Source organism: Klebsiella indica, assembly GCF_005860775.1.
GTDB classification, from domain to species: domain Bacteria; phylum Pseudomonadota; class Gammaproteobacteria; order Enterobacterales; family Enterobacteriaceae; genus Klebsiella; species Klebsiella indica.
Genome location: NZ_VCHQ01000003.1, coordinates 190,781 through 201,641, shown reverse-complemented (window position 1 = coordinate 201,641; position 10,861 = coordinate 190,781). Strand labels below are relative to the sequence as shown.

The 10,861-nt window shown below is 50.2% G+C and carries 9 protein-coding genes; 6 read left to right on the top strand and 3 right to left on the bottom strand.

Annotated elements, in window-relative coordinates; all coding sequences use genetic code 11:
• A partial coding sequence (locus FE839_RS03060) for a FumA C-terminus/TtdB family hydratase beta subunit (RefSeq protein ID WP_171034809.1) occupies positions 1-626 on the top strand: 626 nt, incomplete at its 5' end.
• A gap of 141 nt (positions 627-767) precedes the next feature.
• Positions 768-2,168, top strand: coding sequence for a class II fumarate hydratase (gene fumC, locus FE839_RS03055; RefSeq protein WP_138359003.1), 1,401 nt, complete (start codon positions 768-770; stop codon positions 2,166-2,168).
• A 354-nt stretch (positions 2,169-2,522) separates the two neighbouring features.
• Here fumC and FE839_RS03050 read toward each other — a convergent pair whose 3' ends face one another.
• Positions 2,523-3,866, bottom strand: coding sequence for an enolase C-terminal domain-like protein (locus FE839_RS03050; RefSeq protein ID WP_138359031.1), 1,344 nt, complete (start codon positions 3,864-3,866; stop codon positions 2,523-2,525).
• A 768-nt stretch (positions 3,867-4,634) separates the two neighbouring features.
• Between FE839_RS03050 and FE839_RS03045 the strand changes: the two genes are divergently transcribed.
• On the top strand, positions 4,635-5,969 hold the full coding sequence (locus FE839_RS03045) for an MFS transporter (RefSeq protein WP_138359001.1): 1,335 nt from the start codon (positions 4,635-4,637) through the stop codon (positions 5,967-5,969).
• A gap of 65 nt (positions 5,970-6,034) precedes the next feature.
• On the opposite strand, the gene tus is transcribed toward FE839_RS03045, so the two are convergent.
• Both tus and rstB read right to left on the bottom strand, forming a co-directional pair.
• Positions 6,035-6,967 (bottom strand): DNA replication terminus site-binding protein, encoded by a 933-nt coding sequence (tus, locus tag FE839_RS03040; protein WP_138358999.1) that lies wholly within the window; start codon positions 6,965-6,967, stop codon positions 6,035-6,037.
• Between the two features lie 71 nt (positions 6,968-7,038).
• On the bottom strand, positions 7,039-8,346 hold the full coding sequence (gene rstB / locus FE839_RS03035) for a two-component system sensor histidine kinase RstB (protein WP_138358997.1): 1,308 nt from the start codon (positions 8,344-8,346) through the stop codon (positions 7,039-7,041).
• Between the two features lie 349 nt (positions 8,347-8,695).
• On the opposite strand from rstB, the gene modA reads away from it, so the two are divergent.
• Genes modA through FE839_RS03020 form a run of 3 tightly spaced genes read left to right on the top strand, consistent with a single transcriptional unit; the run spans position 8,696 to position 10,843 of the window.
• The gene (gene modA / locus FE839_RS03030) at positions 8,696-9,442 is read left to right on the top strand and encodes a molybdate ABC transporter substrate-binding protein (protein ID WP_138358995.1); all 747 of its coding nucleotides are present in this window, start codon (positions 8,696-8,698) and stop codon (positions 9,440-9,442) included.
• A 5-nt stretch (positions 9,443-9,447) separates the two neighbouring features.
• Positions 9,448-10,236: an ABC transporter permease gene (locus FE839_RS03025; RefSeq protein WP_138358993.1), complete on the top strand. Its 789-nt coding sequence runs from the start codon at positions 9,448-9,450 to the stop codon at positions 10,234-10,236.
• Positions 10,223-10,843: an ABC transporter ATP-binding protein gene (locus FE839_RS03020; RefSeq protein WP_138358991.1), complete on the top strand. Its 621-nt coding sequence runs from the start codon at positions 10,223-10,225 to the stop codon at positions 10,841-10,843. The genes FE839_RS03025 and FE839_RS03020 overlap by 14 nt, the downstream gene beginning before the upstream one ends.
• Positions 10,844-10,861 lie beyond the last annotated feature (18 nt).

Sequence of the window (10,861 nt, the reverse complement as noted above, 5' to 3'; positions counted from 1 at the left end):
ATCCGGGCCAGTATATTCCCGAACATCTGCGCCAGCAGGGTGAAGGCGAAGTGGTGAGCATCAATCTCAATCAGCCAATGAGCAAGATTCTGGCCCAGCTTTCCGCCCATCCGGTGTCGACGCGTCTGTCGCTGAGCGGGACGATTATCGTGGCGCGGGATATCGCCCACGCGAAGCTGAAAGAGCTGATTGATAACGGTGAAGCGCTACCGCAGTACGTAAAAGACCATCCCATCTACTACGCGGGCCCGGCAAAAACGCCGGAGGGTTATGCTTCCGGCTCGCTCGGTCCGACCACCGCCGGGCGCATGGATTCCTATGTGGACCTGCTTCAGGCGCACGGTGCAAGCATGGTGATGCTGGCCAAAGGCAACCGCAGCCAGCAGGTGACTGACGCCTGCCATAAACACGGCGGTTTCTATCTCGGCAGCATCGGCGGCCCGGCAGCGGTGCTGGCGCAGCAAAGTATTAAGAGCCTGGCTTGCGTGGCGTACCCGGAACTGGGGATGGAAGCCATCTGGAAAATCGAGGTGGAAGACTTCCCGGCCTTTATTCTGGTGGATGACAAGGGCAACGACTTCTTTCAGCAGATCCAGAATTCGCAGTGTGCGCATTGCGTGAAATGATATCAGCCGCCCTTCGGGGCGGTTTTTTATGCCGTTTAGCGGCACGAACCACTAAAACAACGTATAAATTTGTCCAATACTTAACGCTTTAAGCAGGTGAGCTTTGTCGCTATTACGCACGTTGAATCCAAGGAGAAAGTAATGACAACGTATCGCAGTGAAAAAGACTCAATGGGCGCAATCGATGTGCCTGCCGATAAGCTATGGGGCGCGCAAACCCAGCGCTCGCTGGAACATTTCCGCATATCAACGGAAAAGATGCCGGTCGAGCTTATCCATGCGCTGGCGCTGACCAAACGCGCGGCGGCGAAAGTGAATCAGGATCTCGGTTTGCTTGCCGCGGAGAAAGCAGAAGCGATTATTCAGGCCGCGGATGAAGTGCTGGCAGGCAAGCATCCGGATGAGTTCCCGTTGGCTATCTGGCAAACCGGCTCAGGCACCCAAAGTAATATGAATATGAATGAGGTGCTGGCCAATCGCGCCAGTGAACTGCTGGGCGGGGTGCGAGGGATGGAGCGTAAGGTTCACCCAAACGATGATGTCAATAAGAGCCAGAGCTCTAATGATGTCTTCCCGACCGCGATGCACGTGGCGGCGATGATTGCGCTACGGGAAAAGCTTATACCGCAGCTCACTGTGCTGAAAAAGACCCTCGATGATAAATCCGTCGCGTTTAACGACATTGTTAAAATCGGCCGTACCCACCTGCAGGACGCGACGCCGCTGACGCTCGGGCAGGAGATTTCCGGCTGGGTTGCCATGCTTGAACATAATCTGAAACATATCGAGAATAGTCTGCCACATCTGGCGGAACTGGCGCTGGGCGGTACGGCGGTGGGAACCGGGCTGAATACTCATCCGCAATATGCCGTGCGTGTCGCTGCCGAACTGGCGACCCTTAGCGGTCAGCCGTTTGTCACCGCGCCGAATAAATTTGAAGCGCTGGCGACCGTTGATGCGCTGGTACATGCGCATGGTGCGCTAAAAGGACTGGCCGCTTCGCTGATGAAAATCGCTAACGATGTTCGCTGGCTGGCATCCGGCCCCCGCTGCGGGATTGGTGAAATCGCGATCCCGGAAAATGAACCGGGTTCATCGATTATGCCGGGTAAAGTCAATCCGACCCAGTGTGAAGCCATGACTATGCTGTGCTGTCAGGTGCTGGGTAATGATGTGGCGGTGAATATCGGTGGCGCATCGGGTAACTTTGAACTCAACGTCTACCGTCCGATGGTGATCCACAACTTCCTGCAATCCGTGCGGCTGCTGGCCGATGGGATGGAGAGCTTTAACGCGCATTGCGCGGTGGGGATTGAACCTGACCGTGAGCGCATCAGCCAGTTGCTTAATGAGTCGCTGATGCTGGTAACCGCGCTGAATACCCATATCGGCTATGATAAAGCGGCGGAAATCGCTAAAAAGGCGCACAAAGAGGGGCTGACACTGAAGGCGTCCGCGCTGGCGCTTGGCTATCTGACAGAAGCGGAATTTGACAACTGGGTTCGCCCGGAGCAGATGGTCGGCAGTATGGCAACTCGCTAGCCCACCACAGGTGCAGACGCGGAGTCAGTAATTTTAGCGTCTGCGGCTGTTGTTTACGCCGGGATAGCATGTACCGCATACTGTTCAGGCATTCTCGCGAAACCGGTACGGAACACCTTCCGTACCGGTTTCGTCCCTCTTTCTGCACATGGTGCAACGGATTCCGGAGATTAAAAAGAGTATCCCATCAGGGTGTTTCCCTTGCCATATTTATAAACTAGCCTTACCTGCATCGGCAGGAATGGCGGAAAAGGTCCCTCCGGTTTCGATGTAAACACAATAAAAATAGCCTGCCGTATGCAAACGGCAGGTTATATCAACGTACTGTTCGTTCACCGAGTGAGGCTGGTTTAATTAGCCGCGTCCAAATGCCGGCCGTTTACGGTCAAATGTCCAGCCCGGAACCAAATATTGCATCGCTTTTGCGTCATTACGGCCGCCAGCTGGCAATGATTTGTAGAGTGAATGGGCTTTTTCAACCTGAGCCCAGTCCAGTTCAATCCCAAGCCCGGGGGCTGTGGGAACGTTAATTTTACCATCAACAATTTGCAACGGGGATTGGGTTAGACGCTGGTTACCTTCCTGCCAAATCCAGTGCGTATCAATGGCGGTGGGATGACCAGGTACTGCGGCCCCAACATGTGTAAACATCGCCAGAGAAATATCAAAGTGATTGTTAGAATGGCAACCCCAGGTCAGCCCCCAGTCATGACATAACTGAGCAACACGGACTGCGCCGGTCATTGTCCAGAAATGAGGGTCGGCAAGGGGAATATCCACCGCATTCAGCATAATGGCGTGACCCATTTCACGCCAGTTGGTGGCTATCATATTGGTTGCCACGGGCAGACCAGTTGCCCGGCGGAATTCAGCCATGACTTCGCGCCCGGAAAATCCTTGTTCTGCTCCACATGGGTCTTCAGCGTAGGTCAGAACATCTTTCATTCCTTTACATAGCTGAATGGCTTCATCCAGTAACCAGGCGCCATTAGGATCGACAGTAATTCGGGCGTCAGGGAAACGTTTATGCAGTGCCGTTACGGTTTCAATTTCGTGTTCGCCTGGAAATACCCCCCCTTTCAGTTTGAAATCTTTAAACCCATAACGCGCCTGCGCTGCTTCAGCCAGGCGCACAACAGCATCACTGCTAAGTGCAGACTGATGGCGCAAGTGATACCACTCATGTTTTCCTGTTTCACCCGCCTGATAGGGTAAATCCGTTTTTTCTCTGTCTCCGATATAAAACAAATAACCAAGTACCGTCACAGCATCACGTTGTTTTCCGGGGCCAAGTAACTCACAGACGGGCACACCGAGAAACTGTCCCGCCAGATCCAACAGTGCGGCTTCAAGTGCTGCTACCGCGTTTACTCGTAGTTCAAAGGTCCAGGCCCCACCGCCAAATGCCGCAAAGTCAGAGGCCTGGTTGCCAGTATGTACCTGATGCACGATCTTATTCATTCGGGCAACATCTTTACCCACTACCAACGGAATAGCTTGTTTAAGTGTTTCCAGTATGACGTCACCACCTGGTGCCTCGCCAACTCCTGTGTGGCCGGCATTATCTTTTAGTATGACCAGATTGCGAGTGAACCACGAGCTATGGGCTCCGCCAATGTTTAATAACATGCTGTCATATCCGGCTACCGGAATAACCTTCATCTCAGTAATGATGGGACTGCTTTGCGTATTTAGCATAAAAAATTCTCTTATCTCGATAATGAAATCAGCAAGGTTCGAATACAACAATACATGCATTGTTGTTAACGATTTTTTGATTTATAACCAAACCTCGTAAGGAATAAGATGGAAGGGCATACTGTAAAAATCACCATTATTGGCTCTCCGTGTAAGGAAAAATATGCCGCTGAATTAAATATCACTTCAGGATAGTAAATATCAACGATGTTGTTCACTGTGCAAACGCCTAAAAAAAGGCCAGATATTTAAAGTTTCTGTACAGCATTGGATTGTGTCTTTTGCATGAGTGTAAACAATATTTGCTTTTTATTGGTGTGGTTGACGGGTGTAAAGGGCTTGAAATATGATGTTTATTATATGTTAAATATTGTGCGGGTATATAAATGGAGAGAAAAGAGGTGGCCAGAAGTGTGATTTTGCTCACTTGCTGTTGGCGTATTGACAAAAATCCCGGCATAAAAAAGCTTGGTTTTTGGACGACTGCATAATCAACTTGTCTGTGCATGGTCCTATACTAATTATTAAAACATATGAGGTATTGCGTATAGGTAATCACTTACAGGTATCATCTTTTTATCTTGGCATGTTGTGACGGTAGGCGGTTTCCTTCGGTTTTACGCTGGGGATATGCATATTTTCATATGTTGAATAAATATCATTAATTAATGAAATTATTGACCAGCAGTCATTGAAAATGAATGTCTTGTCACATAGTCACTTTATGTGACAGTGCTGATTTTAAATTATTTAACGCAGGTGTCTATTATGGTGGAAACCACTACGTCCGTATCAACCAGAACGGTAAAAGTCCGTTATTTAATGCTACTGCTACTGTTTGTGGTCAGCACAGTAAACTATGCAGACCGTTCAACAATATCAATAGCAGGTCCGAGAATAGCAGCAGATTTGAACCTTAATATGGTGCAGATGGGATATATTTTTTCAGCATTTGGTTGGGCATATACGTTTTCGCAACTCCCCGGAGGATGGCTGCTTGACCGTTTTGGTTCTAAAGTTGTTTATGGATGTTCTATCTTATTCTGGGGGATTTTTTCGTTTTCTCAGGGTTTTGTGCATTATTTTTCATTTGCTGTCGTCTTGTTGTTCAGCCTGCGTTTTTTGGTGGGAATGGCTGAGGCGCCAGTGATGCCAGCAAATAGTCGGATTGTTTCCGCCTGGTTTCCGGTGCGCGAGCGAGGCACGGCTTCTGCTATTTTTAATGCTTCGCAATATGCGGCATTGGTGGTGTTCACCCCGTTATTGGGGTGGATTACCCAGGAAGTTAGTTGGACTTATGTCTTTATTGTGATGGGCAGTATTGCCATTATTTTATCTTTTGTCTGGATGAAAAAAATGTATAGCCCGACCCAGTATCCTGGGCTGAGCAGTGAGGAGCTTAATTATATTAAAGAGGGCGGTGCTCTGGTCGAAATGGATAGTCCGGCTAAGCAGAAAACACCGTGCAAAACAAACCAGCTTTTCTATATTAAACAGTTGCTAAGCAATCGTATGTTATTAGGGATTTATCTGGGTAATTACTGCGTAAATGCTATTACCTGGTTTTTCTTGTCCTGGTTCCCGATTTATCTTGTTAAAGGACGAGGTATGACCATTCTCCATGCTGGCTTTATTGCGGCATTACCGGCGATATGTGGCTGCATTGGCGGCGTATTGGGCGGCGTCGTGTCAGATAAGCTCTTACGCAGAGGCTGTTCGTTATCAGTTGCACGTAAAACGCCAATTATTTTCGGTATGCTATTGTGTATGAGTATGGTTGCATGTAATTACACCAACTCAAATGTACTGGTCGTTATCATTATGTGTCTGTCATTTTTCGGTAAAGGATTTGGTGCCCTTGGCTGGACAATTAATGCAGATACCGCACCGAAAGAAATTATGGGGCTCAGTGGTGGCGTGCTTAATCTGATAACTCAGATTGGCGCAATTACCACACCGATTGTTATTGGTTACATTATTCAACAGACAGGATCTTTTGGTGGTGCGCTGGTGTATGTGGTCGCTAATGGCGCAGTGGTTATTTTAAGTTACGTGTTTATTGTGGGTAAAATTCAGCGAATGGAACTCAGACATCCGGCATGATGAGGCCTGCTGACAGAAGCGAAGTTTGGCCACTGACGACGCCCGGAATCCATGTCGCAGCATAGTTACTCGCCAGCCAGCCATAAATGCAGACGCGGAATCAGTAATCTTAGCGTCTGCGCCTGGGGTTTATGTCGATACTGTACATTATCGGCATCATAGTTCAGCAATTCACCCAAATCCGGTACGTTAACGCCTTTCGTACCGGATATCAGCGCAACCATTGGCCCCGGGCAGGCGTATTGTATCTGTTTTTGTTCCCCGCTATACCAGACCCGGGCGATAGGCTGTACTTTCACTGGCCGTTTAATTTTTAGCTTTGCCCGCTGCGGCAGGGCAGCGATATCCTGATACTCTCGCTCCAGTTTGCTTTGCCACTGCTCACGCGTCCAGGGGGGAACCGCCCGTGGCGACTGGAGGCTTTTCTCCAGTTGCGTGAGCACCTGATCGCGAGTCAGATTTTTAATTATATGTTTATTGGCCCAGCCGAAACGGATGGTATTCGGGTCGACCAGCGGCGTCAGCGTCCGATAGGCGCTTAGCGTAATCAACCCCGGCAAATGGCGGTGGACCCATTCAAAGCGCGCGGTGGAGGGGAGGCCGGAATCAACGGTGACAATCTTCTCAAAGGTTGTTTTGAGGGCGTTGATATGCGCGATTTTTTGCAACAATGCATTCTGCTCGGTAACAGTGGTTTGCAGGCAAATCGCCCCAGGCAAACGTACCGCCGCTTTACTGCTTCGGCTTTCCGACTGCTGTTGGATAAACAAATGGCTGTAGTGTCTGAGGGCCATCTCCAGTGCAGTTTTACCGGTATGCTGAACGACATTGATGCTGTTCAGCGGTTGATGTTCGGCGTCTTTGCTTACCGGCGGCAGCTCAAATACCCGAGCGGCCAGCAGACGGTAGTTGCTCAGCGTCAACTGGAGTGACTGTAGCTCATGCTCCAGTTGGCGAAAGGTGTCATTTAGGCGTTCAACGAGATCGTAGCTGGCCATAGTTTCCCGCATTAGTTACAACATACTATATGATTTTAAACTATACGCAGACCCAGGCACCTGCGCAAGGGCTAATCAGGTAAGGAGGTAAGATCAGGCAGTTGGTGATAAACCGGCCAGCTAAAGGAAAAGCGGGCGCCCCCAAGCGAGCTTTCCTCACAGCGGACCTCACCTGACATCGCCTGGGCGATACTGTGGACGATAGCCAGGCCAAGCCCGCAGCCGCCGGTGGCGCGATCGCGACTGGGATCAAGGCGTACAAATGGCTCGAAAATCCGTTCCCGTTCATCAGGCGCAATTCCCGGACCATCGTCTTCTACCCGCAGTGTTGCTCGCGATCCCTGTAGCGTCAGGCTGATCTGTATACGCTGGTTACTGTAGCGCAATGCGTTATTCACCAGATTGTCCAGCACGCGCTCCATCAGGCGCATATCCAGCGCGCCATAATTTCCGGTAATGACTTCGCGTAGCGTAACCTCGCGCTGGGGATTAACCGTCTGAATATCTTCAATGTGGACACGAATCCACACCGGAAAGTTGGGCGTGGTTAATTTCAGTTCATTTTGCGGACGGTCAAGGCGTGCATAGGTCAACAGTTCTTCTATCAGCGCTTCCAGTTGACCGATATCGCGATTTAACGCCTGCGATTCGGCCTCGGTGAGGTTCTCACTCATCTCCAGACGGTAACGCAGGCGGACCAACGGCGTGCGCAGTTCGTGGGCAATGCCGTCAATTAGCTGTTTTTTGCTGGCGATAAGCGCATTGATGTTATCAGCCATCTGATTAAACGCCACGCCAAGCCGTTCAAAGCTGGACATGCTGTCGAAATGAATTCGCTCGCTAAGGTGTCCCTCGCCGAAGCGTTGGGCGGCGGTTTCAATACGCAACATATCCTGCCAGTGAGGACGCATCCAGATAAATACCGGAAAGGCCAGCGAGATAGCGATAAAGGCCATTAGCGCCAGATCAAGGAGACGCATCTCATGCAGAAAATAGAGATAGGGGACCGGGCCTACGGACAGCACATAGTGGCTGCGGGGGATGCGCTGGATAAACGTGTACTGGTCATCCAGAGCGACAATATCCCCGGCGCGCAAATGTTGCATTGAGCTTTCCGAAAGCTTGAATTTGCTGATGGGTTCGATATGCAGGTCGAAAGAGAGATTCAGGTCCAGCTCTTTAAGGGTTTTGCTCCAGTCGCGCGGTGGGATCTCTCGTAATTCGCTGCGCATCAGATACAGCGAACTCTTCATTAAATCGTCCAGCGACTGACGTCCTGCGCGTTCGGCGGTGAATTTGTACACCAGGCCAACCATCATGGTCATTACCAGGAAACAGACAAACAGCAACAGGTAAAACTGCACAAACAGCTTTTTCATTAAATCTCACCAATAAATCAATATGTTAACTACCTGATTTTTATCCTCAGGAGCGCTATGGCGGCATTGATATATCTGCCAAAGCACTGATTCAGGAACGAAACCTGATCGCTGTCGAGAGCATTTATCCAGGCCGAATAGGTGTGAAAAGCCATATCTGCCTTGTTATGCCCTGGTTGACTGGTCATGAAAGCAGGGTTCGCCCCGACTGACAACATCCAGTTGACTGGGAACAGTATAAAGCTATTGAAAGGTGCAGGAATATGGTTATATATGGTTATGTAACCACATATATAACGATATGTGAGCACAGGGATGAACAAATGAATTTTTTTACGAGGACGGATTCATGAAGCCAATAAAATACCTACTTTCCGGCATACTGCTGTGCTGTAGCTTTATTTCCACCGCCGCCGATCTCCATCTTTATGCCGGGGCGGGTTTACGTACGCCGGTAGATAAAATTGTCTCGCGTTTCGAAAAAGAGACAGGCCAACACGTCACGGTAGAATACGGTGGCTCAGGGCAGATTCTTGCCCGTTTTGAGTTAACCCGGCAGGGCGATTTATTTCTGCCTGGCTCCGCTGATTATGTCGATAAAATTAAGTCGGAAGGTGAACTGCAAGAGTCTTTCCCACTGGTACACCATACCCCGGTCATGGCGATTCGGAAGGATAAAGCTGACGGTATTACCACCTTTGCTGAACTGGCGAAAAGTCATCTAAAACTCGGAATGGGTGACCCGAAGGCGATTGCGCTGGGCAAAAGCGGCGAGAAGTTGTTAGCGCTTTCCGGCTATGGCAATGCCTTGCGGGAAAAAGTGGTGGTCAGAACGGCGACAATTAAGCAACTGGTGATGTATCTGCTCAACGGCGATGTGGATGCGGCGGTTATCGGCCGTACTGACGCCGTGAAAAATAAAGACACGCTGGTTCTTCTGCCGACGCCAGCAGGTACGCCGGATGAAATTGCCACGCTGGCGATTCTGCGGACCAGTAAACATCCTGAAATCGCGCGCCAGCTGGCAGACTATTTTACGTCAGCACAGGGTATTAAGGTCTTCACCGATATGGGCTACCTGCCCATTAATGAATAATTACCGTGGCTAAACTGACGCTGCTGCCGCTTGGTTTGCTGCTGATTCTGGTGATAGGGTCGTTATTATCGCTGGTGTTTGAGCTGGATCTGACCACGCTTATCCAGGTTCTGCAGGAGCCTGAACTATTTTTCGCTGTCATGCTCTCACTGGGAACGGCTCTGCTCTCCCTGCTACTGTCGCTGTTGATTGCTATTCCTGCCGGATGGGCGGTGGCACGGATGAACTTCCGAGGTAAAGATATTGTCAATATGTTGCTTGATATTCCTCTGGTAACACCCCCTTTGATCGTCGGCATCGGTTTGCTGCTTTTACTCGGTCAACGTGGCCCCCTGGCGACGGTGGCGCCAGGTCTAGCCGATGTGTTGTTTTCGCCATTTGGCGTGGTGATCGCTCAGACTTATGTTGCCAGCGCGATTATTTTACGTTCTGCCAGCGCTGCGTTTTCTTCAATTGATCCGGCATTTATTACGACAGCCTGGAATCTGGGACTGACGCCGCTGCGCTCCCTGATCCTGGTGGAAATCCCGCTGTGCTGGCACACGTTATTGGGGGGCAGCATTCTGGCACTCGCCAGGGCACTCGGCGAGTTTGGCGCGACGTTAATGCTGGCTGGCGCGACACGCCTGAAGACTGAAACCCTGCCGATTGCGGTTTACCTGAATATCGCCAGCGGAGATTTTTCTCTCGCCATTGGCTGCGCGCTGGTGTTGATTTTTCTGGCGGGAATATTGCTGCTGGTACTGCATCGGGTACAGCATATTTATAAGGAAAACGTTCATGCTGCGCGTTGAGCATTTAACCACGCAGGCGTTTAATGAACTGGATTTCCATGTTTCGGAAGGGATCTGTACTGCCATTACCGGGCCATCGGGCAGCGGCAAAACGACGCTACTGAATGCTATTGCGGGGATAATCTCTTATCAAGGAGAAATATGTCTTGACGAAAAATCAATCAATACGATCCCACCCTGGCAGCGTCCCTGTCGTTATCTCAATCAGCGACTGTATCTGTTTCCGTATCTGACGGTCGCGGGGAATCTGGCACTGGCGCAGTACGCGGCCGGTTTGCCGCGTTCAAGGCAGAAACAAATGTCTGTACTTGACGATATGGGGATTGCGCATCTGGCGGACTGTTACCCCCGACAGATTTCCGGTGGCGAGCAACAACGGGCAGCGTTAGCCAGAGCGCTGGTATCCCGGCCGCGATTGTTGCTTCTTGATGAGCCCTTTTCAAATCTGGACTGGGGTATTCGTTCACGCTTGTGGGAAATAGTCAGAGGGTTACGCCAGTACGACGTGACGGTAATTCTGGTGACACATGAACCAAAAGAAGCAGAGTATTTGGCTGAAACACAGTGGGTTTTCCAGAGTGGAAAATTACATGAAACCCGGAATTAAAACACATAACCCTCAATC